Source organism: Pedomonas mirosovicensis (genome assembly GCF_022569295.1).
In the GTDB taxonomy this organism is placed as follows: Bacteria; Pseudomonadota; Alphaproteobacteria; order Sphingomonadales; family Sphingomonadaceae; genus Pedomonas; species Pedomonas mirosovicensis.
Window position 1 is genome coordinate 1,410,372 of sequence record NZ_JAKFIA010000001.1, and the last position, 23,041, is coordinate 1,433,412.

At 63.8% G+C, this 23,041-nt stretch carries 19 protein-coding genes, 1 tRNA gene and 1 pseudogene; 12 read left to right on the top strand and 9 right to left on the bottom strand.

Annotated features, from left to right (window positions below; translation table 11 throughout):
* Positions 1-2: 2 nt before the first annotated feature.
* On the bottom strand, positions 3-1,142 hold the full coding sequence (locus L0C21_RS06770; RefSeq protein WP_259277635.1) for an ABC transporter permease: 1,140 nt from the start codon (positions 1,140-1,142) through the stop codon (positions 3-5).
* A 114-nt stretch (positions 1,143-1,256) separates the two neighbouring features.
* Between L0C21_RS06770 and L0C21_RS06775 the strand changes: the two genes are divergently transcribed.
* The 3 genes from L0C21_RS06775 to L0C21_RS06785 are packed head-to-tail and all read left to right on the top strand — an operon-like array spanning position 1,257 to position 3,849.
* Positions 1,257-2,369, top strand: a complete 1,113-nt coding sequence (locus L0C21_RS06775; RefSeq protein ID WP_259277636.1) for a CDP-alcohol phosphatidyltransferase family protein — start codon at positions 1,257-1,259, stop codon at positions 2,367-2,369.
* A complete protein-coding gene (locus L0C21_RS06780) occupies positions 2,351-3,166 on the top strand; it encodes an NTP transferase domain-containing protein (RefSeq protein ID WP_259277637.1) in 816 nt (271 codons plus the stop codon). Before L0C21_RS06775 ends, L0C21_RS06780 begins: the two co-directional genes overlap by 19 nt.
* Positions 3,163-3,849 carry an HAD family hydrolase gene (locus tag L0C21_RS06785; protein WP_259277638.1) on the top strand — a complete coding sequence of 229 codons (687 nt, stop codon included), beginning with the start codon at positions 3,163-3,165 and terminating at the stop codon, positions 3,847-3,849. Before L0C21_RS06780 ends, L0C21_RS06785 begins: the two co-directional genes overlap by 4 nt.
* Before the next feature lie 75 nt (positions 3,850-3,924).
* Here L0C21_RS06785 and L0C21_RS06790 read toward each other — a convergent pair whose 3' ends face one another.
* The gene (locus L0C21_RS06790; protein ID WP_259277639.1) at positions 3,925-5,205 is read right to left on the bottom strand and encodes a glycosyltransferase; all 1,281 of its coding nucleotides are present in this window, start codon (positions 5,203-5,205) and stop codon (positions 3,925-3,927) included.
* A gap of 210 nt (positions 5,206-5,415) precedes the next feature.
* Here L0C21_RS06790 and L0C21_RS06795 point away from each other — a divergent pair, with 210 nt between their 5' ends.
* A complete protein-coding gene (locus L0C21_RS06795; protein ID WP_259277640.1) occupies positions 5,416-7,524 on the top strand; it encodes a TonB-dependent receptor in 2,109 nt (702 codons plus the stop codon).
* A 222-nt stretch (positions 7,525-7,746) separates the two neighbouring features.
* Here the strand turns inward: L0C21_RS06795 and L0C21_RS06800 are convergent, their stop codons facing one another.
* The 3 genes from L0C21_RS06800 to L0C21_RS06810 all read right to left on the bottom strand — a co-directional run bounded on the left by L0C21_RS06800 (position 7,747) and on the right by L0C21_RS06810 (position 11,010).
* Positions 7,747-8,802, bottom strand: a complete 1,056-nt coding sequence (locus tag L0C21_RS06800) for a glycosyltransferase family 4 protein (RefSeq protein WP_259277641.1) — start codon at positions 8,800-8,802, stop codon at positions 7,747-7,749.
* Positions 8,799-9,674, bottom strand: a complete 876-nt coding sequence (locus tag L0C21_RS06805) for a UDP-2,3-diacylglucosamine diphosphatase (protein WP_259278835.1) — start codon at positions 9,672-9,674, stop codon at positions 8,799-8,801. Before L0C21_RS06805 ends, L0C21_RS06800 begins: the two co-directional genes overlap by 4 nt.
* A 427-nt stretch (positions 9,675-10,101) precedes the next feature.
* Positions 10,102-11,010, bottom strand: a complete 909-nt coding sequence (locus tag L0C21_RS06810) for an N-formylglutamate amidohydrolase (protein ID WP_259277642.1) — start codon at positions 11,008-11,010, stop codon at positions 10,102-10,104.
* A 131-nt stretch (positions 11,011-11,141) separates the two neighbouring features.
* On the opposite strand from L0C21_RS06810, the gene cpdR reads away from it, so the two are divergent.
* The 6 genes and pseudogenes from cpdR (at position 11,142) to L0C21_RS06835 (ending at position 17,374) form a co-directional block, all read left to right on the top strand.
* The gene (cpdR, locus tag L0C21_RS06815; protein ID WP_310593383.1) at positions 11,142-11,501 is read left to right on the top strand and encodes a cell cycle two-component system response regulator CpdR; all 360 of its coding nucleotides are present in this window, start codon (positions 11,142-11,144) and stop codon (positions 11,499-11,501) included.
* Positions 11,502-11,643: 142 nt separating this feature from the next.
* Positions 11,644-12,711, top strand: a complete 1,068-nt coding sequence (locus L0C21_RS06820; RefSeq protein WP_259277644.1) for a glycerophosphodiester phosphodiesterase — start codon at positions 11,644-11,646, stop codon at positions 12,709-12,711.
* 95 nt (positions 12,712-12,806) lie between these two features.
* Positions 12,807-12,881: transfer RNA gene (locus tag L0C21_RS06825), tRNA-Val, on the top strand.
* 841 nt (positions 12,882-13,722) lie between these two features.
* Positions 13,723-14,627, top strand: a pseudogene (locus L0C21_RS16845) (HipA family kinase).
* Positions 14,621-15,472, top strand: coding sequence for a DUF3037 domain-containing protein (locus L0C21_RS06830; protein WP_259277645.1), 852 nt, complete (start codon positions 14,621-14,623; stop codon positions 15,470-15,472). Before L0C21_RS16845 ends, L0C21_RS06830 begins: the two are co-directional and overlap by 7 nt.
* Before the next feature lie 1,407 nt (positions 15,473-16,879).
* Complete coding sequence (locus L0C21_RS06835; RefSeq protein ID WP_259277646.1) at positions 16,880-17,374, top strand: GNAT family N-acetyltransferase; 495 nt, start codon at positions 16,880-16,882, stop codon at positions 17,372-17,374.
* A 51-nt stretch (positions 17,375-17,425) separates the two neighbouring features.
* Here the strand turns inward: L0C21_RS06835 and L0C21_RS06840 are convergent, their stop codons facing one another.
* A complete protein-coding gene (locus L0C21_RS06840) occupies positions 17,426-18,310 on the bottom strand; it encodes a metallophosphoesterase family protein (RefSeq protein ID WP_259277647.1) in 885 nt (294 codons plus the stop codon).
* Between the two features lie 77 nt (positions 18,311-18,387).
* Between L0C21_RS06840 and L0C21_RS06845 the strand changes: the two genes are divergently transcribed.
* Both L0C21_RS06845 and L0C21_RS06850 read left to right on the top strand, forming a co-directional pair.
* On the top strand, positions 18,388-19,350 hold the full coding sequence (locus tag L0C21_RS06845) for a diacylglycerol/lipid kinase family protein (protein WP_259277648.1): 963 nt from the start codon (positions 18,388-18,390) through the stop codon (positions 19,348-19,350).
* Entirely contained in the window at positions 19,319-19,930 is a 612-nt protein-coding gene (locus tag L0C21_RS06850) for a phosphatase PAP2 family protein (protein ID WP_259277649.1), read from the top strand. The genes L0C21_RS06845 and L0C21_RS06850 overlap by 32 nt, the downstream gene beginning before the upstream one ends.
* On the opposite strand, the gene L0C21_RS06855 is transcribed toward L0C21_RS06850, so the two are convergent.
* From L0C21_RS06855 to L0C21_RS06865, 3 genes are all read right to left on the bottom strand, one after another.
* A complete protein-coding gene (locus L0C21_RS06855; RefSeq protein ID WP_259277650.1) occupies positions 19,920-20,315 on the bottom strand; it encodes a response regulator in 396 nt (131 codons plus the stop codon). The two genes, L0C21_RS06850 and L0C21_RS06855, sit on opposite strands and share 11 nt — an antisense overlap.
* On the bottom strand, positions 20,315-21,760 hold the full coding sequence (locus L0C21_RS06860) for a sensor histidine kinase (protein ID WP_259277651.1): 1,446 nt from the start codon (positions 21,758-21,760) through the stop codon (positions 20,315-20,317). The genes L0C21_RS06855 and L0C21_RS06860 overlap by 1 nt, the downstream gene beginning before the upstream one ends.
* A 277-nt stretch (positions 21,761-22,037) precedes the next feature.
* Positions 22,038-23,006 carry a LysR family transcriptional regulator gene (locus L0C21_RS06865; protein WP_259277652.1) on the bottom strand — a complete coding sequence of 323 codons (969 nt, stop codon included), beginning with the start codon at positions 23,004-23,006 and terminating at the stop codon, positions 22,038-22,040.
* Between the last annotated feature and the right edge of the window lie 35 nt (positions 23,007-23,041).

The window sequence follows — 23,041 nt, forward strand, 5'->3', positions numbered from 1 at the left end:
GATCACATTCCGATTGCGCTGAAGAACACGGCGAAGAAGGCATCCAGCACAATCACCATGAAGATGGACTCAACGACCGAGATGGTCGTGCGCTCACCAACCGATGCCGCGTCGCCCGAAACCTGCATGCCCTCGAAGCATCCGGCCACGGCGATAATCATGCCAAAGACAGGGGCCTTGATGATGCCGACCAGAAAGTCGCTCATGGTAACGGTGGTTCGCATGCGCGAAAGAAACGTGTCGACCGGAATGTCCAGCGACATCCAGCTGAACAGGATGCTGCCGACGAGCGCGATCATGCTGGCGTAGAACACGAGCAGCGGCATGAGCAGGATGAGGGCGATCATGCGCGGCAGGACCAGCGTGTCGATGGGATCAACGCCGATGGTCCGCATGGCGTCCACCTCCTCGGTCAGCCGCATGGTGCCGATCTGGGCGGTGAAGGCCGAGCCGGACCGGCCCGCCACCATGATGGCGGTGAGCAGCACGCCCAGCTCGCGCACGGTGGAGATGCTGACCAGATCGACGACGAACACCTCCGCCCCGAACTTGCGGAGCTGGAACGCGCCCTGCTGCACCAGCACCAGGCCGATGAGGAAGGACATGAGGCCGATGATGGGCAGGGCGTTGAGGCCGATCTGCTCCATCTGATTGGAGAGCGCCACCCAGCGGATGCGGCTGGGGTGGGCGACCTGCCGGCCGAAGCGCGCCAGCACCAGCCCGAAGAAGGCGAGCAGCAAACCGAATCGGTCCGCGATGCGGACGCATGCCGCGCCAAGGGCGGCCAGTTGACAGATGATGATGGACGGCTGGCGGGGCTGGCCGGGGCAGCCGGCATCATGGCTTTCGGCCTGCTGGATGAGGGAGGCCTGATCGGGCGAGGCATTGTCCAGGCCGACCTCCGCGCCGGCATGCTTCCAATCCCGCATGAAGCGGTGCAGCAGCCACGCGCCGGAGGTATCCATTACGGAAACGTTAGAAAGATCAAAGACAAGGCGACGGTTCTTGCCGGGGCGAATCTGGTCGAGCCGCGCGAAGGCTGCCCCCGCTTCGGCCACGGTCAGCGGTCCGTTGATGCGGATGCGGCAGGCGGCATTGGCCTCCTCGTCAACGGCGATGTCCGCGGTACGCAGTTCTGTCACGAGCCCCTCCCGGTACAAGCCTTATGAGTCTAATGTGTTGAAACGAAGGGACAAGCAAAGCTTCTTCGCGCCCGCACCATATTTCGGCCACAAGGCGCTGAGAGAGAGCGGCGTATGGCAGACTATGGAATTATCGTTGGCGAATGTCAGACCCCCATCTGGGGTCTGACATCCCATGAGCGGATCAGGCGAATCTTCAACGCGCGCAGCGTGCCGCTGCACGCCAGCCAGCCGTTTGCGCCGTCGGACCGGGTGTTCCTGGCGGACGCGCGCTTCGCCTTCGATCCCGCCTGGATGGGGGCCATTCTCAAGAAGCCGACGGTGCTGACCTGGGAGGGCCGGCCGATCCTCGCCCATGTGACGGGCGACTTCGTCGACGTGATCCACCGGGCGATGGCGCACGGCGAGCCGTGGTCCGTGCCGGCGGATGTGGAGATCATGGCCGCCGACGGCGACGCGCAGGTCTACAATCTGGAATTGCGGAAGCGCGAACGCCCGTTCGTCGAGCCGCTGACGCCGGAGTCCGTGCGGAGCATCGAGCGGCAGAGCTACTACGGCGCCTACAAGGGCGTGACGGACTTGTTGACCAAATACGCCTGGCCGGAGCTGGCGCTGGTGCTGACCCGCTGGGCGGCGAAGCTCGGCCTCACTCCGAACATGGTGACGGCGGTGGGCTTCGTGCTCTGCCTCGGCGCGACGTTCGCCTTCTTCGAAGGGCATCTGTGGCTCGGCCTCATCATGGGCTGGACCATGATGGTGCTGGACACGGTGGATGGAAAGCTGGCCCGCTGCACCATCACCTCATCCGCCATCGGCAATGTCTTTGACCACGGCATCGACCTCGTGCATCCGCCGTTCTGGTACTGGGGCTGGCTCGCTGGCCTTTCGGCCTACGGCACGCCCATCGGGGCGGAGGCCTATGAGATGGTGCTGTGGGTGATCTTCGCCACCTACATCCTGGGCCGCGTTATCGAAGGCATCTTCGAATGGCGCTACAAGATGCACATTCACGTGTGGCGGAAGATCGACAGCCAGTTCCGGCTCATCACCGCCCGGCGCAACCCGAACGTGCTGATCCTGACGATCGCGCTGATCTTCGGGCGGCCGGACGTGGGCATCCTGCTGGTGGCGCTGTGGAGCATCCTGTCGCTGGTCTTCCACGCGGTGCGGCTGCTGCAGGCGCTTGTTTCCCGCAAGCCGATCGTCTCGTGGATGAGCGAGGCCTGATGCAGGGCGGCGTTACCGCGCTGGTGCCTGCCGGCCGGCGGCCGGGCGTGGACCCGCTGGCCGCCCACTTCGGCGCGGACTTCAAGGCGGTCATCCCCATCAACGGCGAGCCGATGATCCTGCACGTGGTGCGGGCGCTGCTGGCCTGTCCGAGCGTGGGCCGCGTCGTCATCCTGACCCAGGAGCCGGACAGCTTCCTCATGCGGCCGGAGCTGGCGTGGATGGCGCAGGAATCGCGCATCGTCTGGCGGCGCTCGTCGGAATCGGTGAGCGCCAGCGTGCTCGACGCCATCCGGGCACTCAGAGAGGAACAAACCCCGTTCCTGCTGACGACGGCGGACCACCCGCTGCTCACCCCCGCCATGATCGATGCGTTCCTCGACGGGGCGGAGAACGAGCAGGCGGATATCGCTGTGGGGTTCGTCGAAAGCCGCACGCTGCTGGCCAAATACCCCGAGAACAAGCGCACCTGGCTGAAATTCCGGGGCGGCTGGTATTCGGGCGCGAACCTGTTCTACTTCGGCTCGCCCAAGGTGGAGCCCGCGCTCGCCCTGTGGCGCGAGGTGGAGCAGGACCGCAAAAAGGTGTGGAAGCTGTTCGCCCGCTTCGGCCCGTGGCTGTTCGCGCAGGCGGCCTTGCGGATCGCAACCCTCAAGAGCGCGCTCGGCCAGGCCGGGCGCAAGCTGGGGCTGAAGGTCGCGCCGGTGGTGCTCGACACTGCGGAAGCCTGTATTGACGTGGACAAGGTGGAAGACTTCCACCTGGTCGAGAAGATCCTATCCGAGCGGACCCGATGACCAAGACCAAGCTGGCGATCTATGACATGGATCGCACCATCACCCATTACGGCACCTACACGCCGTTCCTGATGTCCTGGGCGCTGCGGCACCGGCCGTGGCGGCTGGCGTTCGTGCCGCTGGTGATGCTGTGCCTCGTGGCCTACACCGCCAAGCTGATCTCGCGCGGGCGGCTGAAAACCCTGATGCTGTTCATGCTGGTGGGCAAGCCCACGCGCACGCAGCTGGAGCCGGCCATCGAGCGCTTCGTCGGCCGCCTGATGGCAAAGGCCGTCTACCCCGGCGCGCTGGCCCAGCTGGCGGCGGACCGGGCGGCGGGCAGGCGGCTAGTGCTGGCAACCGCCAGCTACGATTTCTACGTGGGCGCGATCGCCCGGCGGCTCGGCATGGACGACGTGGTGGCCACCCGCGCCATGTGGGACGCCGCCGACGCCATCCGCCCCGGCATCGAGGGCGAGAACTGCTACGGCGAGGCCAAGCTGACCATGGTGCAGGCCTACCTGCGCGACGTGCTGAAGGTGGACCGCAAGGACTGCCACATCGTCTTCTACTCCGATCACCACTCCGACCTGCCGATGTTCGACTATGCGGACGAGCAGGTGGTGACCAACCCCAACAAGAAACTGCGCGCCATCGCCGAAGCGCGCGGCTGGCCGATCGTGATGTGGGGCCAGACGGTCTGACCGTGCTTTCTCTGATGTTTTTCTTGCAGGGGGAACGAGTCCCCCCTGCAATAAAAAGCCAACCCCGCAGGCGCGTCAGGCGGCGGCGGAGAGGGACGGGGGCTGGTCGTCCGGCCCGCGGACTTCTTCCGTCAGCAGATCGGCATAGGCCTCGAGCGCGCGGCTGAGATCGTATTCCTGCGCGCGGGCGACGAGCTGGGCCGACTGGCGCGGCTGGGCAAGCCGCCAGGCCATGGCTTCCGCCAGGGCTTCCGCATTCTCGATTTCAACCAGCGGGCCGTAGCGGCCTTCGTCCAGCACCTCGACCGTGCCGGTGGGGCAGCGGGTGGCGACCACCGGGCAGCCGCAGGCCATGGCTTCGAGGAGCGCGTTGCTCATCCCCTCCCACGAGGAGGAGAGCACGAACAGCGAGGCCCGGCGCAGGTAGGCGAAGGGGTTCTCCACGTAGCCGGTCAGCTCCACGTCGTCGGCGACGCCGAGGCGCGCGGCCAACTCCAGCAGTTCCTGCCGGGCCTCCACCGTGCCGGTGCCGAGGATCATCAGCCGCGCGGGCTGCGCTTGGCGCAGCTGCGCGAAGGCGCGGATGAGCAGGGGAAAGTTCTTCTGGCGGTGCAGGCGACCGATGCCGACGATGACCGGCGGCTCGCCAGGCGCGAACCAGGGATGGTTGACCACCTCGCAGGCAAGGTGCGCCACGCGGCCCACATCGATGCCGTTAGAAACGACGTTGATGCGCTCCTTGGGCAGGCTGAGGCGCTGGCCAAGATCGGCCGCCAGTTCCTCGGAGACGGAGACGATGCGGTCCGCCATCAGAAACATGGCGCGCAGGAGCGGGCGCGCGCCCACGGCCAGCACGCGGGCCAGCGCCGATTCCCAGCCGTTGCGGCGGGCGTGGCTGATATCGTTGGAGGCGCGCATGATAAGGCGGGGCGCGTTCGCCAGCCGGAAGCAGGCCATCGCCGCCAGCGGGTGAATATGATTGCCGGCCGAGAACAGCACGCGCGGGCGGCGCTGACGCAAGTAGGCGCGCAAGGGCGCAGCCGCCGCCAGCGTGCCGAGAAACCGATTCGCGGATGCATCGGGCATCAGCGCGACAAGGCGGAGGAGCGGGTGGTCGAAGGGCCTGAAGTCCCCGTTCGCGTGCACCACCACCACGTCGCAGCGCAGCCCCGCAACCGCGGCGCGCCGGGCGATCCGCAAGGCGTTCCGCACGACACCCGAGGCGCGCAGGTCATAGACCAGCACGGCAACATCGGGCTGGAAGGCTGACACGGCCTGACCGGATGCCGGATACGCGCCGGTCGGCACGGACATCCCGCCCATGACCGGTAGCATCTGGGCATTACGGCTGCTCATTTGCACGAGAGAGGACCTCTGTGAATCTCAAACGGAGGGAAACAATACGCCGCACACCTGAACTCCATGTGACGCGCTTATGGAGATTCTATGGCAAAGCCACAGGGTTAGGCTCCGGTTGGTTCATTTTCACGATCAGCCGTCGCGGATTGTTGACATGTGATAACATAACATCTACAGCTTCGTTTCGTAGTAGCAGGGGCTGTAGCGATGAATTACCCATCCCATCTGATCCTCCTTGGTCTGAGTGTTTCCTCTTTGTCGTTGGCCAGCGCCGCCCACGCGGAGCAGGGCCGGCATGATGCCGCCGCGACTGCGGACATCATCGTCTCCGCGCCGTTGCGGCGTGAGCGGCTGGATGCCCTCCAGGCCACCTCGGTGTTGAGCGCGGACGAATTGCAGCGCTCCTTGCAGGGCACCATCGGCGAGACGCTGGCCGGTCTGCCGGGCGTGAGCGCCACGTCTTTCGGTCCGGGCTCCTCCCGCCCGGTGCTGCGCGGCTTCCAGGGCGAGCGTATTCGCATTCTCGTTGACGGCATCGGCAACGTGGACGCCTCCGGCTCCTCGCCGGACCATGCGGTCTCCAGTGATCCGCTGACCTCCGAGCGGGTCGAGGTGGTGCGCGGCCCGGCGACCCTGCTGTACGGCTCCTCGGCCGTGGGTGGCGTCGTCAACCAGATCGACCGCCGCATCCCGACCAAGGCGCCCGATGCCGGGTTCGAGGGCGAGGCGCAGGCCATCTTCGGCACCGCCGCCAACGAGGCGAGCCTGGGCGCAAGCATGACCGGCGAGATCGCGCCCTCCTGGGTGGCGCAGGTGAGCGGTTCCTTCCGCGATACGGACGACATGCACATCGGCGGCGATGCCGAGTCCCATTATCTGCACGAGCAGGAAGAGGCCGAAGGCGGCCACGACCATGAGGGCGAGGAGGCCAAGCGCGGCACGCTGGAGAACAGCGCCACGCGGACCAAGACCGGCTCGGTGGGCCTGACCCGCCTGTTCGACCAGGGCTTCCTTGGCGCGGCAATCAGCCTCTATGACAGCCGCTACGGCGTGCCGGGGCACGAGCATGTGGGCGAGGAAGAGGGCCATGACCACAATCATGATCATGACCATGACCATGACCACGACCACGCGGAAGAAGAGGAAGCGCCCGTCCGCATCGACATGAAGCAGACGCGGGTCGACCTGAAGGGCGGTTACCGCTTCGACAGCGGCTTCATCGAGGAGGCGAAGCTGCGCTTCGGCTGGGCCGACTATCGCCACTTCGAGCTGGAAGGCGACGAGATCGGCACCCGGTTCGACGTGCGCGGCTACGAGGGCCGGCTGGACCTGGTGCAGCGCGAGCGCGGCGCCTGGCGCGGCGCATTCGGCATGCAGGGCATGAACCGCAAGTTCAAGGCAACCGGCGATGAAGCCTACCTGCCTGCCAACCGCACCCAGCAGCTTGGCGCCTTTGCCCTGCAGGAAGGGCGGTTCGGGCCGGTCACCCTTGAGGGATCGTTGCGCTATGAAATCAATGACCTGGAAGCCGCCGGCCAGCAGGGCCGCTCCTTCCAGTCAGTCAGCGGATCAGTGGGCGGCAACTACCGCCTGAGCGATGCCTGGCGCATCGGCGTCAGCCTGTCGCGCACCACCCGCGCGCCCTCGACCGAAGAGCTTTATGCCAACGGTCCGCACGTGGCGACGCGCAGCTACCTGGTGGGCGATGCTTCCTTCGGTCAGGAAAAGGCCTGGGGCGCGGAAGGCTGGGTGCGGGCCGAAACGGACCTGTTCAGCCTCGGCGCGAGCGTCTACTGGAGCCGCTTTGACGACTATATCTACGAGCAGGCCACCGGCGCGTTCATCGACGGGCTGCCGGTCTACCAGTACACGCAAACCGATGCCCGCTACACCGGCGTGGAGCTGGAAGGCTCGGCAACGCTGGCCAAGGCGGCGGGCTGGACCTTCGTTGCCGACGTGGTGGGCGATTACACCAGGGCCACCAATCTCAACACCCATACGCCGCTGCCGCGTATTCCGGCCAAGCGGGTGCGGGGCGGCCTGGAAGCGCAGTCGGAAAAGTTCGATGCCCGCGCGGAAGTGGAACTGACGGACGACCAGAAGCGCGTCTCTCCCAACGAACTGCCAACCGATGGCTACACCATGGTCAACCTCTCGGCGGCGTGGCGGCCGTGGGGGCATGACCGCGACATCACCCTGATGCTGCAGGCCAACAACCTGTTCGACGTGGTTGCCCGCCGCCATGCCTCGTTCCTCAAGGACATGGCCCCGCTCTCCGGCCGGGACATCCGCCTCAACCTGCACCTGGGCTTCTAGGGCCCCAGGAAAACAGCCTGAAGACGGGGCGTGATCCTTTGGGGTCGCGCCCTGTTTTCTTAGCGGTTTCTTTTTATTGCAGAGGGCCTTGGACCCCCTTGCGCTCCCTTTCCTTACAGGGCCGGGCTCGTCATGAGGAACGAGGCTTTGTTTAAGTTTTCAGGTCAGGGCACGAACGCATCCGTAAAGGCGGGCGAGCCTAAAAATGAATGGGAGCGCCGCTCAGGCCGCCAGCGCGGTCGGCTCAATCGGCGTCAGGGCCGAGAGGAACTGGGCGGTGCTGTTCTCCCACGAGAAGTTCCGGGCATAGTCGGCGCAGGCCGCGCGCTCGCAGCGCAGGGCGGCGGCGATGGCGGCTTCCAGAGTTTCGTCCACCGCGCCGACGGGCGTGTTCCAGCCGGCGATGACGCCGCGGCCATCTTCCCCCAGCACGTCGAGGGGGCCGGGCACCGGATAGGCGGCGACCGGGACACCGCTGGCAAGCGCCTCGATCATGACGAGGCCGAAGGTGTCGGTCTTGCTGGGGAAGACGAAGACATCGGCGCTGGCATAGGCGCTGGCCAGCTGCTCGCCGTGCAGCGCGCCGAGAAAGGCGGCATTGGGATATTTAAGGATCAGCGAGGACAGGGCCGGGCCGTCGCCCACCACCACCTTGGTGCCCGGATGGGTGTTGCTGAGGAACGCTTCCAGGTTCTTCTCAACGGCCACCCGGCCGACGCACAGCTGGATGGGGCGGGGCAGGGTGGCGAGGGCCGGGTGCGGTTTCGCGCCGGAATGAAAGAGGGTGAGGTCAACGCCCCGCGTCCAGTGGGCGGTTGATGCGATGCCGTGTTCGTGCAGTTCGTGGGCAAGGCGCGGCGTTGCCGTAAGCACGTGGCGGGCTGGCGCATGGAACCAGCGAATGTACCGCCAGAGCAGCCTTGGCGGCAGCTTGGTGCGGGCCGCCACATAATCGGGAAAGCGGGTGTGAAAGGCGGTGGTGAAGGGCACGCTCCGGCGCACGCAGGCGCGCCGCGCCGCCAGCCCCAGCGGGCCTTCGGTGGCGATGTGCAGCGCATCCGGCGCGAAGGCTTCGATCAGCCGCTCCACCCGCCGCCGCGTTGCGAACGCCAGCCGGATTTCCGGATAGGTGGGGCAGGGAAGGGAGCGGAACAGGCTTGGCGTGATGAGTTGAACCTGATGGCCCATGGCTTCCAGCCGGGCAACCACCGTTTGGAGCGTCCGCACGACGCCGTTGACTTGCGGGGCCCAGGCGTCGGTGACGATGCTGAGTCTCATGCGATCGCCGCCTCTTTTTCAGGAGCTTTTTCAGGAGCGCGCGCCGTGTCCTCGGCCGGGCGCGCTTCCTGTTTCGGGGAACGCGGGCGGCGCTGGCGCTCGGCCCAGTCGATAATCTCCATCCGTCCGTCCGGGTGCTCGACCAGCGCCGTGCAGCTCTCCACCCAGTCGCCATCGTTGTAATAGGTGACAGGGCCGAACTGGCGGATCTCGGCTGAGTGGATATGACCGCAAACGATGCCGTCCGCGCCCCGGTCCTGCGCGGCGTGAGCCACCGCCTCCTCGAAGCGGCAGACATATTCCACCGCGTTCTTCACCTTGCGCTTCAGGTAGGCCGACAGCGACCAGTAGGGCAGGCCGAACCGGCGGCGCACCGCATTGACCGCTATGTTGAGGCGCAGCAGGAGGTTGTAGGCGCTGTCCCCCAGAAAGGCGAGCCAGCGGGCGTAGAGCACCACGCCGTCGAACTCGTCGCCGTGGAGAACGAGCAGGCGGCGGCCATCGGCGGTTTCGTGGACCGCCTGCGCCACGATCTCCACCCCGCCGAAGTTGAGGCCCGTATAGTCCCGCAGCATTTCATCATGATTGCCGGGGATGTAGATGACCCGCGTGCCCTTCTTCGCCATCTTCAGGATGCGTCGCACCACGTCGTTGTGCTGGGGCGGCCAGTACCAGCCGCGCCGCAGCCGCCAGCCATCGATGATGTCGCCCACCAGATAGAGGGTGTCGCACTCGATGACCTTGAGGAAGTCCAGCAGCAGGGCGGCGTTGCACCCCGGCGTGCCCAGGTGGATGTCCGAGATCCAGACCGTGCGGACGCGAAGCCGTTTCAAATGGCCCTCTCCATCTTCCTCCTGCGCCCAGGCGGGCATGAAGACGCGGGCCGGAAGCTTGGGCGCGCGGGCTGGACGAGAGGGGCGGGGGCTTTGTTCGGCCAGGCGGCCATGGGCGACAGCGGTCATGGTCCCTCTTTCGCGGATTGAGGCCGCTGCGAGGGTCTGGCCTTCGCAGCACCCTTAATACGAAAGGGTTATACGTCGCTTGTGTGTCGCTTTCTTTACGGCGCGCGCCTGCGCTCCCTCGTCTTCAGGGGACCGGCAGATTTTTCCGGAATGGTTACCTTGCGGACCCAAAGGCCGCCGCCTATCTTTGAGGTACGGAAACGCGGAGGATCTCCGGCGTTTCCTGCGTACTCTAATGGGTACCCCCAGCGGGTACGCGATTTCCTCCCTGAACCCTGGCCACTCCACCCACTGGTAGAGTGGCCTTTTTTCGTGTCCGGGTGTTTGTCGGGCGAGGCTATTCCGCCGCCGGGCGGAGCGTCTGCCCCAGGTTGAGCGCCGGCAGGCCGTCGCGGATCGTCCTGAAAATACGGGCGATATTCTGGCGCAAGGCGGCCAGGCCGGTGCTGCGGGTCAGGTGCAGCTCGGACATGTAAAGGCTGCGGTCGATCTCGATTTGCACCACATGCACGTTGCGCTCAGGCTGGCCATAGACCTCGGTGGTGTAGCCGCCCGAGTAGGGCGTGTTCAGCGCGATATGATAGCCTTCGGCCTCTAGCGCGCCGCGTACAAGGCCCAGCACCGCGGGCGAGCAGCTCTCACCCCAGCGGTTGCCGAGCACGATATCGGGCCGACGCGCGCCGGTCTTGGAGGTTTGCGGCAAGGCCGCCGAGGGCATGGAATGGCAGTCCAGCAGCAGGGCATAGCCATGGGCGCGCTGGGCCTCCTCGATCAGGTCCTTCAGCGCCGCATGATAGGGCACATGCACCGTCTCGATGCGCGCCAGCGCCTCCGAGAGCGGCAGCTTGGTGTTGTAGATGTCCAGCCCGATGCCGGCGACGCGGGGCACGACGCCAAGGCCTGCCGCCACCCGCTCCGAGAGGCAACGGGCATAGGAGGGCAGCGGATCGAAGAACATGGCCGGGTCCAGCTCATCGGGCGCGCGGTTGAGGTCCACGTAGGCGCGGGCGTAGCGGGCGCAGATGAGCGACAGGCCAAGGGACGGGGCATCGGCCACCAGCTCGTCCACGAAGGCGTCTTCCGACCGGCGCAGCAGGCGCAGATCAAGCCGGGACCGGCGCAGGAAATCGGGCGGATACAGGGTGCCGCTGTGCGGCGATGCGATGATCAGCGGAGCGCAGACGCCCGCTGGTCGTTGAATTTGATACGGCCGGTTTAGCGTCTCGGCAGATGTATCCGTAACCATGACGACAGGATGAGGGTCAACGGCTGCTCACGCAATCTTAAACTTCTCAGGTGAGGATAAACTTCTCAAGTTGAGATTTCGGGCGGCCCGGTGCGGTTTCAGGAGTGGCGATGACGGGAGAGAGGCGTCCGGTGGTGAAGATCCTCTTGGCCGAAGACGATGATTCGATGCGGGCGTTCCTGGCCAAGGCCATCCAGCGCGCGGGCTATGAGGTGGAAGCCGTGGATCGGGGCACGGCCGCGTTGCCGCTGATTGCCACCGGCACGTTCGACCTGCTGCTCACCGACATCGTGATGCCGGAGATGGACGGCATCGAACTGGCCCAGCGGGCGGCGGCGCTGGCCCCGAACATGCAGGTGGTGTTCATCACCGGCTTTGCCGCCGTGGCGCTCAACCGGCCCGAAGGCGCGCCGCAGAACGCCAAGGTGCTGTCAAAACCCTTTCATCTGCGTGAGCTAATCAGCGAAATCGAACGGATGCTCGCCGCCTGAGGCGCCCGGCCGGGGCAGAGCCCTCGGGCTTTCCCTCGGGCGCGGCCTGGGGCGAGGGGGGCGGATCATGGCGGGACTATTCCGCGCAGGGGTTTGGGCGGCTATAGCCTGCGCTCTGGGCGCGGCCGGAGGGGCTGCCATCATGGCAAGGCAGGGGAATTTCGTGGAACAGCCGATCGTTATTGCCCACCGGGGCGCGAGCGCCGAACGCCCGGAGCACACGCTGGCAGCCTATGAGCGGGCCATCGACCTGGGGGCGGACTATATCGAGCCGGATCTGGTCTCGACAAAGGACGGCGTGCTGGTCGCCCGCCACGAGAACGAGATCAGCAGCACCACGGATGTGGCGCGCCGCCCCGAATTCGCCGGGCGCAGGACGACGAAGAGGATCGACGGCCGCGATGTGACCGGCTGGTTCACCGAGGACTTCACGCTGGCCGAGCTGAAAACCTTGCGGGCGCGCGAGCGGCTGCCGGAGGTGCGGCCCGCCAACACCGCCTATGACGGGCAGGAGGCCATCCCGACGCTGGAGGAGATCATCGCGCTCGCCCGCCGCAAGGAGCGGGAGACGGGGCGCGCCATCGGCCTCTACATCGAGACCAAGCACCCCAGCTATTTCGCCTCCATCGGCCTGCCGCTGGAGCCGGGCCTCGTGCGCCTGCTCTCGGCGCACGGCTACGAGGGGCGGCAAGCGCCGGTGTTCCTCCAGTCCTTCGAGGTGGGGAACCTTAGGGTGCTGAGGGCGGAGACCCGGCTGCCGCTGGTGCAGCTGATGGAGGCGGACGGCGCGCCCTATGATCGGGTGCTGGCGGGCGACGTTCGCACCTATGCCGACATGGCGACACGGCAAGGGCTGGCGGAGATATCCGCCTATGCGGACGCCATCGGCATCCAGAAGGAGATGCTGGTGCCGAGGGGGGCGGACAACGACATTCTCGCGCCGACGACGCTGGTGCGGGACGCCCACGCGGCGGGGCTCAAGGTCCATGTGTGGACCTTCCGCAGCGAGAACGCCTTCCTGCCGCGCCGCTGGCAGGCGGGCCCGGAGGCCGGGGCCGGAGCGGGGGCTGGGGCGGACGCTGCCCCAGCCGTGCGCGGCGACGCGGAGGCGGAGCTGGAGCTGTTCCTGGGGCTGGGCGTTGACGGCGTCTTCGCCGATGATCCGGCCGTTGCGGTGCCGGTGCGGAACCGCCTGCGGGCGGCGCATTGAGCCTCTCAAAAATTTGGAATTCGGGTCTTGCGTTTGAAAAGAACTGGGGTATAAGGCCGCTCTCCGGACGGCACTGCCGCCGGATTGACCCGGGTGGGCGTGTAGCTCAGTGGTAGAGCACTGTGTTGACATCGCAGGGGTCGCAAGTTCAATCCTTGCCACGCCCACCATTCTTCCCCTTGAAATTGCTATGATTATTGTCGTTGCAAGCGCAGCGATGATTTGGCCTTTCCCCTCAAGGCTCCCTAAACGGGGCGTGGAGCGAGGCGGGTGCTCCTTGAGTGCAGCTGTGCAAGAGCTTGGTGCGTCATGCCTGCCGACAGGTAAATGCGGCCAACTTAAGAAGGCCGCTCAGCGCCATAGTAGGCCTCAGTCCGGACCAGCATGGCGTTCTCCGCCTTTTAGGGATCTTCCTTCGGACCCAAAACTGGGCTGCTTCCCGCTGGTCTGTTGTCCCCAGCAAGCAACCACTACCCGAAAGAGTGGTCAAGCCAACCGAGTAGAATATTCGGAATATATGCAGCGGCCATGCGCCCCGGCCTGGCCGTGGCTGCAACCATGCCGCCACCGAGGGCAGGGGTGTCCGCAGCCCCAAGGCGCGCGCTTAATCCCCCGCCTCGCCTGCGGGCTTTATGTGTCGGTTTTGATGCACCGGGGGCACCGGCCCGGCATAAGGCAGGCCGCGGGCCGGTAGGGGGGAGGCAAGGGGAGGCTCAGATCGATGCGAATTGATGCAGGCTAAGGCTCTCCCAGCGGGCAGGTACGGGGTTGACCGCTGAAGCTAATTCGATCGGTTCGATAGCCAGAATTTCGGAGGGTTGTCTGGAAAACCATAACTTCCATAACCATCCCTGGCGAGAGCCGTTTAAGTGACTGAAATTTAACAATAACTCAAGTTATGGTCTGGCCATAATCTTTTATACCTTTATAACCCGAAAAGTGTAATCTGGTTATGGTGACGTTATGGTAGATGTTATGGCGTAAGTGTTTGAATTTTCAGGCATGTTATAGATGTTATGGTTTTCCCGCCCTCTCCCGAACTTTCTAACGATTGGCAGAGATTTTGAGGCTAACACTTCGCATAATTGGAGTATAAGGAGCTTCCGGCGGTTTCCGATCGTCAAGTTGTGGGCGAACAGGAGGGCTAAGGGCGGCCAGCAACGCGTGGCCCGCTTTAAGGGGGTGAGTTTAGTGGTAGATCGACTGATAGTCGATGAGATTCTGCGAGCAACAATTAGCGGGGCCACGAAGCCTTTTGTGTGCCGCCTCAACGATGACCAGCTATATGTGCTCAAGGGAAGAAGCGCTCAGGCACGAGGTTGCATAGCCGAGGTTGTTGCCGCTGCATTGGGCAGAGCGTTCTCTTTGCCTATCCCGTCCTTTGCGCTAGCAGATGTACCGCTACCTTTAGTTGAGGCAATGCCGGAAGCGCGGTCGTCCCTCGGTCATGGCGTAGCGTTCGCATCTCAATATGTGGACGGCCTGCAGCCCCTTTCTATATCAGCTATGGGTCCAAGCTGGGAACATACGCTAGCGCGCGTGTTTTTATTTGATCATTGGATAATGAACGAAGATCGGACTGGGACCGAGCATGGGGGCAACCCTAATCTTTTTTCAGATCGGAGAGACAGGACGTAGTTGTTATCGACCATAATCTTGCCTTTGATCCGACTTATAACCCTGAAAACAATGTCAAACTCCATATATGTAGGGAATTTTGGCACCAAACATCTCAAGATATGTTACAATTAACCATTCTTAAATCAGAGATGTTGGAGGTACTGGGCTCCTTGGAAAGCGTATTTGAGTGCTTGCCTGCGGAATGGATCGACATGGAGCCGGCATTCATTCCAAAAATCGAAGAAACTCTGCATAGGTGTGAGCGGGACCAGTTTTGGAGCGAGATAAAATGGTGAATGTGTTCAAATACTGCATCATCAGGTTTCGCCCGTTTGTGGAAACTGAAGAGTTCGCCAATATTGGAATCATAGTACTTAATTTCGAGACTGGTGAACTAGGTCATCATTTGGCTCCGACTCGATTCGGACGAGTGATGCAGTTTTTTGAGGAAATGGAGGCAGGGTTATATTCCAGCGTTGTTCGGGGACTGGATGACATTCTTTGCACCGTCGAGGATTTAGCTAAGGAAAGCCCCTCGAACGGCAAGGATATTTTTGAGCACTTGACGACACGTCAAGAGGCTGCGGTCATTTATAGCCAGCCTCGGGCTATCCGCGCTGAAGGGAATGTTCAGGACGTCGCAAAAAGGCTTTTCTATCGATACGTCAAGCGTCAGTTTGATGATGCTGCAAATCGTGAAGATGTCCTTACTAAAAGAATTCGAAAATGGCTTAATGATGCCAATATTAAAGGGTTCAAGTCAGGTAGAATTGAGGACGAACTCCTACCGGTTAACTTTTCTCTTATTAGCAAAGAGAGGGGTGTGCATGTGATCCAGCCCCTTTCTTTTGCTGATAAACCGAGTGTTCGAATCATTGATCATGCTGCGAAATGGCATGATCGGATCCAACTTTTACTTGATCGCCGGAAGCTGGAAGAAGGACGTGTGTTGCTCACTTTGGAGCCGCCTTCAGATAAAGCGGAGGAAAGCAATAGACACGCCTATCGAATCGCGACGAAGGGCTTGAGAGGGCTGCCGGTTCGTATCCTTGAAAAGGGATGCGACCCTGAGATTGAGCAGCAGATTGTTGAATTTGCGAGACGAGGGGCTAAGGCCCAGTCCAATTGGCTACTCCACTAATTGACCAATTATCAAATGTATTTGGAAAGGGCGGCTTCGGGCCGCTCTTTTTATCGGATACGTCTGCGAGGATATTGAAACATCAGGAGAAAGCTGTTTGGGGCTGTTTCGGGACTCTCCCGCCAAATGGTGGCTTTTCGTGCCGTTTTGTCCTGCTTTCATGAAATACCGCTTGACCGCAAACCCGTGCGGAAACTAGGGAACTGCACACGGCGGTCGGTCGGCTCAGTTGAGCATCTCGTTTACACCGAGGGAACCGGCCCTTTGGTCGAAGTAGGCAGGTGCCGGCCGCCTCAGACGGCCGGCATTAGGTTTATTTGAATATTCCGCCGACTGTGAGTAGGCCGCCAAGCGCTGCAATGCGGGCCAGTAGCCGCCTTATGCTTGCTAGGCTGCCCTTATATTTCAACTCCAGGCTGTGATATCGGGCGTATAGCTCGACTGGGTGTTGATCGTTGCTGCTATCTGGCTGGTTCATCTAATTGCCTCGTTCAGGTTGCCGACTTGACCCAGCCAATCAAAGTGGCATTCTCTTCATCGGAGATTGTGTGAAGAGACCCATCTCTAACGGCTAGACCGTTCACACACCCAGGCTTCGGTTTGGGCCGTCTAAGGGGATCTTGTTCCAGCAGGATCCCCTTAGCTCGTTGTGGCCTGCGCCAAGGTGCGTTCCCCCAATGAACCCCAAGATATGGGGCGAGGCAAGAGGCCAGTTTGGATCCGAAACAACGGTCGGACAGTGGGCTAGACCAGTGATCCTAAGTTATTCTGGATCACTATGGACCACTATGGATCACTATGGATCACCAGAGATCTGGCAAAAATTCGAGTTCTGGATCATTGGCCATTATCCGTGCGTCAATTTGCCGCATGTGTTCTCAACTGCGTATTGCGGGCACGCTGGTGCAGCAACGCCGAGTTGATAGGAGATCTGTGATCAGTTGTGAGAGCGAATCGATCGAATAGGCTGTTCAGATGTCACTTCTAGGCTGAAGGAACTGAGGACGCTTAAATCGAGCTGTGTCGGAAAGCTGATTGCAACCGCAGCGTTTCCTTCTGCCCCTTGATCAGCTGCTGATTGGTTAGGGTGCAAAGTGGTCGGGATATTTTCCGGTTTTCATAGGTTCGAACCGGTGCAAAATCTATCGGGTGAGGTTCGGGTGAAATTCACCCGAAAAGCCCGTTTGTTCGCAGTTTGTTCCAGTAAATCGACGGTATTAAACCCAATGAAATCAATGGGTTAATCCTATCTCGATACGTTGACATCGCAAGGGTCGCAAGTTCAATCCTTGCCACGCCACCTATTCTTCCCCTCGAAATCGTCAGGCCTTCCAGAGCGTGCTGCTGCGCGCCTTTTGCTGTTCCGGCGATAGGCTATAAGGGGCCATTGCTGCGGAAGGGGCTGGGATGAAGTGGCGGCGGGCGAGGGCGGAAGATGCGGAGGCGATCGGCCGCCTTTCCGTTGATATTCTGGGCGAGCTGGGCGAGCCGCCCGCCATCTTTGCGGAGCGCATCGCCCTGTGCCCGGAGGGCTGCCACGTGCTGGCCAGCGGGGCGGACATTCTCGGCCACATGATCAGCCACCCGTGGGTGCGGGGAAGGCCGCCTGCTCTCAACCAGATGCTCCGGCACATCCCGGCCGGGGCGGACTGCTGGTATATCCATGAAGTCGCCTTGCGGGAGGCGGCGCGGGGGCGGGGCTGCATCCGCGCTATCCTGCGCCAGTTGGCGGACACGGCAGTGGCTGCGGGCCTTCCCGTCATGGCGCTGGTGGCGGTGGCAAATGCTGTGGCCTACTGGCAGCGGCTGGGGTTCAGGCCGGCGCCGCTCGCCGCGGACGGGATCGACAGCCATATCGGCAGCTACGGCGGGGCGGCGGCCTATCTGGAAATGGAACTCTGAGCCGTCTCCGGCGGCGCTGCCTCGGGCTTCGCGGATGGCGTTGCCGCAGCCTTACGTTGCGCTGATAGGCGCGGGGCGCGCGGCCTGGCCCCGTTCCGTTTCCGCGCGCAGCGGGCAGGCGCGCCAGCCTTCGTCGGCGTAGGTATAGTGGACGCGGCTGCCGGGCTGGAAGCCGGTGCCGTCCCAGCTGATGACCTGAAGCTCCAGATCGTTGTGACGGCGCACATCCAGCCAGTTGAAGCTCTGCCGTTCGCCCGCGCGCAGGCGCACGGAGGTGGCCGTGCCCGCCTGCACCACCAGGGCGTGGCCCGCCGTCTCCACCATGCGGCTGGCAGCCTCGGCGAAGGTGCGGTGAAAGTGCCCGGCCAGCGCCAGGTGAACCCCAGCGCGGGCGAGGGCGGCAACGGCGCTTTCGTGCCGCCCCACCGCCTCGCTCAACCGTTCGCCCTTGCCGATGGGCATGGCAAAGAGCGGATGATGGGTGACGAGAATGCGCGTCTTCTGCGGGGCGACATCGCGGAAGCGATCCTCGATAATCCGCATCTGCGTGCGGTTGATACGGCCGCCGGTCAGCGCGATGGAGCGGGCAGTGTTGATGCCGAGGACGGCCACCTCGTCGTTCTCGAACCAGGGGTTCAGGTTAGTGTCGATATAGCGCCGGTAGCGCCGCAGCGGCGAGAACAGGCGGCGCGCCACGTCGTAGAGCGGCACGTCGTGGTTGCCGGGCACGGTCAGCACCTTGAGGCCCGCCGCCCGCAGGCGATCGAGGTAGGCCGATGCGTCCTTGAACTGGCGGATGCGCGCCCGTTGGGTGAGGTCGCCGCTGATGATGACGAGGTCCGGGGCGTTCTCGCGCAGCCATGCCTCACTGGCGGCAACCACGCGCTTATCATGGGCGCCGAAGTGAACATCAGAGAGATGCGCGATCAGGGCCATCGTAACACAACGAGCGTTTGCCGTTCCGGGTTCCTCGGGAAGGCGGAGCGAAACCGTACTTCAAGCGTTTTAGGCCTATGGTGCTCCAGCCAGTTCCGCGTGAGGCTGCCCTCATTGTAAACGCACAGTCCCGGCGTGGGGACGACCTGTTTCAGCAGGCAAGGGAAAAGCTCCAGGCGGCCGGCTTCAAGTTGATCGCGGCCCACGCGGTTCATGACCCGACAGAACTTGCCCTCACCGTGCGCCAGGCGGTGCGGAACGGCGCGCCCATGGTGATCGTGGGCGGGGGCGACGGCTCGCTCTCCGGCACGGTGGACGAGGTGGTCGATACCGGCTGCGTGTTCGCGGTGCTGCCGCTCGGCACCGCGAACAGCTTCGCGCGCACGCTGGGCATCCCGCTCGACCTGGATGCGGCGGTTGCATGCCTTGCCAACGGCCGCCGTCGCCGGATCGACCTTGGCATGATCGATGACGACTATTTCCTGAACGCAGCCTCCATCGGCCTGTCGCCCACCATCGGGGCCACCATTCCGCATAAGCTGAAGAAATACCTGGGGCGCGCCGGCTATCTGGCGTGGGCGGCGCGATGCTTTCTCAAGCTGAAGCCCTTTCGCCTCATCCTCAATGACGGCGCGCGCGAGAGGCGCATGTGGTCGACGGAGGTGCGCGTGCTCAACGGCCGGTTTCATGGCGGCGTCGAGCTGACGGAGGAGGCCGATGTGGACAGCGGCGATATCATCATCCAGGCCGTCACGGGCCGGAACCGCCTTTCGCTGATCCTCGATTGGTATGCCAAGGTCTTCAAGCTGAGGGACCGCAACGCCCACACCGAGGATTTCCGGGGGCGGGAATTCCGCCTCGACACCCGGCCCTCCCTGCGGATTTCCATTGACGGCGAGGTGCTGGCGAGAACCCCGGTGACGGTGAAGGTTGCCTCCCGCGCCATTGAGGTGGTGGCCCCTTGCGACTATGAAACGGCAAGGGCCGGGGCCGGGGCAGGGGATGGCGATGCGGGACGAAGATCGGCGGATTGGGGCTGAGGGCATCTGGCTGTTCCCGGCGCTGGCGCTGGTCTGGCTGGCCGCCCTGCTGGAAGGCGGGGCTGCCTCGGCGTTCGACCGGGGCCTCCTGTCCGCTTTTTATCTGGGCGGGGAGGCGCGCCTTGTCGGCTTCTGGGTCTTCGTGACCGAACTCGGCGGCTGGCGGGCGTTGATTCCCCTGGCGGTCGCCGCTGGCGCATTCCTGCTCGCCAAACGCCGCACGCGCGACGCGCTGTTTCTGCTCTCCGTTGTTATCGGCGCGCGCGTGCTGGTGGAGGCGCAGAAGCTTCTGGTGGACCGGGCGCGACCCGGCGAGGCGCACCTCGTTGATGTCTACTCCCAGAGTTTTCCCAGCGGCCATGCGGCCAATTCCCTTGCCACCTACCTGGCCCTGGCCATGCTGTTCTTCGGTAGCCGGCGCGCGGTTGTCGCCGCCCTGCTGCTCGCCGGGCTCATCGGCCTCAGCCGGGTGCGGCTCGGGGTGCACTGGCCGAGCGACGTGATCGGCGGCTGGGCCTTTGCCTTGCTTTGGGCGCTGGCTCTGGCGCGCCTGTTCCGCGTGGCGCCTGTCAGACGTTGACGCGCCGGGCGAGCGCCTTCACCAGCGCCTGTTCCAGATCCGATTGCTGGTAGGGCTTGTGCAGAACCGGCCAATCCTGCCATTCCGGGCTCACCGCGCCGTCGCCATAGCCGGTGGCGAAGATGAACGGTGCGCCGCGCTGCTTCATGGCCTCGGCGATGGGATAGGCGGGTTCGCCGGCCAGGTTGATGTCGATGATGGCGATGTCCGGCTGCAGCGCCTCGATGAGGGCAAGGGCGCGCGCCACCTGCCCGGCGCAACCGACCACGACGCAGCCCAGCTCTTCCAGCAGATCCTCCAGAAAGATGGCCACGAGCGTCTCGTCTTCAACAACGAGCGCGCGCAGGCCTTCCAACGTGGGAAGCGGCGCGGCGGCATTGGCCATCAGGCGTGTTTCTCCATGTTCGGTCTCAGGGGTATTTCCAGGCGGCAGCTGAGGCCAGTGGGGAGGAACTCCATGTGGGCGCTGCCGTGCAGCTGGTCGCGGGTGCTGCGCTCGATGAACAGCGAGCCGAAGCCGTGCGTCCGGGGCAGATGGGCGGGCGGGCCGCCACTTTCCCGCCATAGCAGGTGCAACAGGGGCTGGCCGTCAGCCGGGTTGGCGATCACGTGCCACTCGATCCGCACGCCGCCCGTCGGCTGGGACAGGCTGCCGTGCTTGATGGCGTTGGTCACCAGCTCATGGAACACCATGCCCAGCACTACGGCCTGATCGGCGGTCAGCTCCACCGCGTCGCCGGTCAGGATGATGCGCCGCCCTTCGCCCTCGCGGTAGGGCAATACCTGGTCCTCGATGATGTCGCGCAGCGCCGCCCCCGACCACTGGCTGCGGGTGAGCAGGCTGTGCGCCTTGCTGAGCGCCATGAGGCGGCCCTGAAACTTCTCGTAGAAGGTGTGGGCATCCGGTGTTTTCCGCACGGTCTGGTAGGCGAGGGACTGAACCGTCGCCAACGTATTCTTGATGCGATGGTTAAGCTCGCCCATCAGCATCTGCTGGCGTTCCTGCACCTGCTTGAATTGGGTGATATCCTGCGCGACGCGCACACTGTAGAGGTAGCCGTCCTCCACGCTCCGCACGGCGGAAGAGGTGACGGATACCCAGAGCTGGGTGCCATCCTTCCGGATGTGGCGCTGTTCAAGCGTATAGCGATCCAGTTGCCCCGCAACCTGCCGCACGTAGAACTCATGCTCGCGCGCGCGGTCCTCCTCGGTCACGAGAGCGGAGATGTTGAGGGACAGAAGCTCTTGCCGGCTGTAGCCGGTGAGGGCGCAGAAAGCCTCGTTGACCCGCAGCAGGCGACCGCTTGCGTCCGTCTCGCCAATGCCAACGCCTGCGTGCTCGTAAATGGCCGCCAGTTCCGCCGTGTCGGCGGGCGGAATATCCCGGCGCGGCTGCTGCGGCGTATCCTGAACGCAGGAGACGGCCCCGATGACGCGCGCGTCCGCATCCAGCACCGGCGCGGCGCTGATCGTTGCAAAGGTGCGCGAGCGATCTGGTCGTTCGATGAGGATGGGCTGGCCGGAGGTGGCGGTGCCCTGCCTCAGGGCCAGGTGCACGGGCGTGGCCTCGGGCGCGAGCGGGGTGCCATCAGGCAGGAAGAGCGTGAGCGACCCGCAACAGCAGGGCCCGGCCTCGCCCGCAGGCGCGGGCGCGCAACGCCACAATTCCAGCGCGCGCCGGTTATGCCGCGCCGGCGTGCCATTGGCCCGGTAGATGGTCACCGCCATGGGCAGCAGGTCGAGCAATCCCTGCGGCGTGCTGAACAAGGCTTCGAGTGCGGCCTCGGCAGGGTGGGGAGTGCAGTCAAGCGTGGCGCCTGAATCGTACATGCCGATTGCCATATCTCATTTCGTCAGGGAAGGTCCCGCCGGAGGCGCGGTGTACGAAGAATATGGTAACTTACCGGAAGTTGATCGCGCAATGGCGTAGACGTCTAAAAAATCGATAAAACCGGCGGCATTTGCTACAATTGGATGAGCTAAAGGATTGTTTGCTAGTGCATTTGTGTCCTTCTGTTAACAGCGCGAAACGTCTATTGCCGGCATGCTGACTTCTCGCTGAACCAAGCATCAATTTGTAATTTGGTTTACTTTTATTGGAGGCGTTCTATTGCCCGGACAGGACGGCGCGTCGTTCAGCAAGCGCTGTCGCGTCGTCCGGCGCGGTCGGATGGTCCGGCATGGAGGGGCCGAGAAGGGCGGCCTTTTCCGCATCTACCACCAGTTGCAGAAACTCCGCGACGGCCCGGACGCGCGGAATGGAGCGCAGGTCCGCGTGCAGCACGATCCAGTAGGCGCGCTCCACTCGAACCTGGTCAGCAAGCACAGGGATGAGGCGCGGGTCCTGGCAGGCGGAAAAATGGTGCAGGAGCCCAAGCCCGAAGCCTGCGCCCACCGCATTCTGTTGCGCGCTGATGGAGCTGGACCGGAACGGCACGGCGGGGTCGTTCACCACATCATGCACGAACTTGAGCTGGGGCAGGGCGATGAGGTCTTCGATGTAGGAGACGAAGTCCTTGCCCTTCAGGTCCTCGATGGCGCGGATGGGGCCGTGGCGCGAGAGGTACTCGGCAGAGGCATAGAGGCCGAGGCTATAGTCGGTGAGCTTGCGGGCATAGAGGCGCCCCGAAGGCGGGCGGCCGAGCATCACGGCGATATCCGCTTCCCGCTTTGAGAGGCTGATGGCCTGGTTCTCCGCCACCAGTTCCAGGTTGAGCTGGGGATACATCTGGCGCAGCCGCACCATGTTGGGCGCCACGAGAAAGCTGCCGAAAGCCTCCGGCGTCGCCAGCCGCACGGTGCCTGAAATTTGGAAATCCTGCCCGGCGAGGTCCGCGCTGATGGCGGCGGTCTCGCTCTCGATGCGCTCCGCATGGCCAACCAGGCGCTGGCCGCTTTCCGTCAGCGTCAGGCCGCGGGGCGAACGGTGGAACAGCAGGCAGCCGATGGCCTGCTCCAGCGCTGTGATGCGCCGGGCGACGGTGGTGTGATCGACCCCCAGGCGGCGGGCAGCATCCACCAGCCGCCCGTGGCGGGCGACGGCCAGGAAAAAGCGCAGGTCGTTCCAGTCGAACATAGCATTTCTGCACATTTGATCGGCGCAAAACCGAT

Excerpts from the sequence above, each read along its gene's own strand:
- L0C21_RS06775 (WP_259277636.1), top strand. The coding sequence starts at position 1,257 with ATGGCAGACTATGGAATTATCGTTGGCGAATGTCAGACCCCCATCTGG.
- L0C21_RS06785 (WP_259277638.1), top strand. The coding sequence starts at position 3,163 with ATGACCAAGACCAAGCTGGCGATCTATGACATGGATCGCACCATCACC.
- L0C21_RS06790 (WP_259277639.1), bottom strand. The coding sequence starts at position 5,205 with ATGAGCAGCCGTAATGCCCAGATGCTACCGGTCATGGGCGGGATGTCC.
- L0C21_RS06795 (WP_259277640.1), top strand. The coding sequence starts at position 5,416 with ATGAATTACCCATCCCATCTGATCCTCCTTGGTCTGAGTGTTTCCTCT.
- L0C21_RS06800 (WP_259277641.1), bottom strand. The coding sequence starts at position 8,802 with ATGAGACTCAGCATCGTCACCGACGCCTGGGCCCCGCAAGTCAACGGC.
- L0C21_RS06805 (WP_259278835.1), bottom strand. The coding sequence starts at position 9,674 with ATGCCCGCCTGGGCGCAGGAGGAAGATGGAGAGGGCCATTTGAAACGG.
- L0C21_RS06810 (WP_259277642.1), bottom strand. The coding sequence starts at position 11,010 with ATGGTTACGGATACATCTGCCGAGACGCTAAACCGGCCGTATCAAATT.
- L0C21_RS06820 (WP_259277644.1), top strand. The coding sequence starts at position 11,644 with ATGGCAAGGCAGGGGAATTTCGTGGAACAGCCGATCGTTATTGCCCAC.
- L0C21_RS06830 (WP_259277645.1), top strand. The coding sequence starts at position 14,621 with ATGGTGAATGTGTTCAAATACTGCATCATCAGGTTTCGCCCGTTTGTG.
- L0C21_RS06835 (WP_259277646.1), top strand. The coding sequence starts at position 16,880 with ATGAAGTGGCGGCGGGCGAGGGCGGAAGATGCGGAGGCGATCGGCCGC.
- L0C21_RS06840 (WP_259277647.1), bottom strand. The coding sequence starts at position 18,310 with ATGGCCCTGATCGCGCATCTCTCTGATGTTCACTTCGGCGCCCATGAT.
- L0C21_RS06845 (WP_259277648.1), top strand. The coding sequence starts at position 18,388 with ATGGTGCTCCAGCCAGTTCCGCGTGAGGCTGCCCTCATTGTAAACGCA.
- L0C21_RS06850 (WP_259277649.1), top strand. The coding sequence starts at position 19,319 with ATGCGGGACGAAGATCGGCGGATTGGGGCTGAGGGCATCTGGCTGTTC.
- L0C21_RS06855 (WP_259277650.1), bottom strand. The coding sequence starts at position 20,315 with ATGGCCAATGCCGCCGCGCCGCTTCCCACGTTGGAAGGCCTGCGCGCG.
- L0C21_RS06860 (WP_259277651.1), bottom strand. The coding sequence starts at position 21,760 with ATGTACGATTCAGGCGCCACGCTTGACTGCACTCCCCACCCTGCCGAG.
- L0C21_RS06865 (WP_259277652.1), bottom strand. The coding sequence starts at position 23,006 with ATGTTCGACTGGAACGACCTGCGCTTTTTCCTGGCCGTCGCCCGCCAC.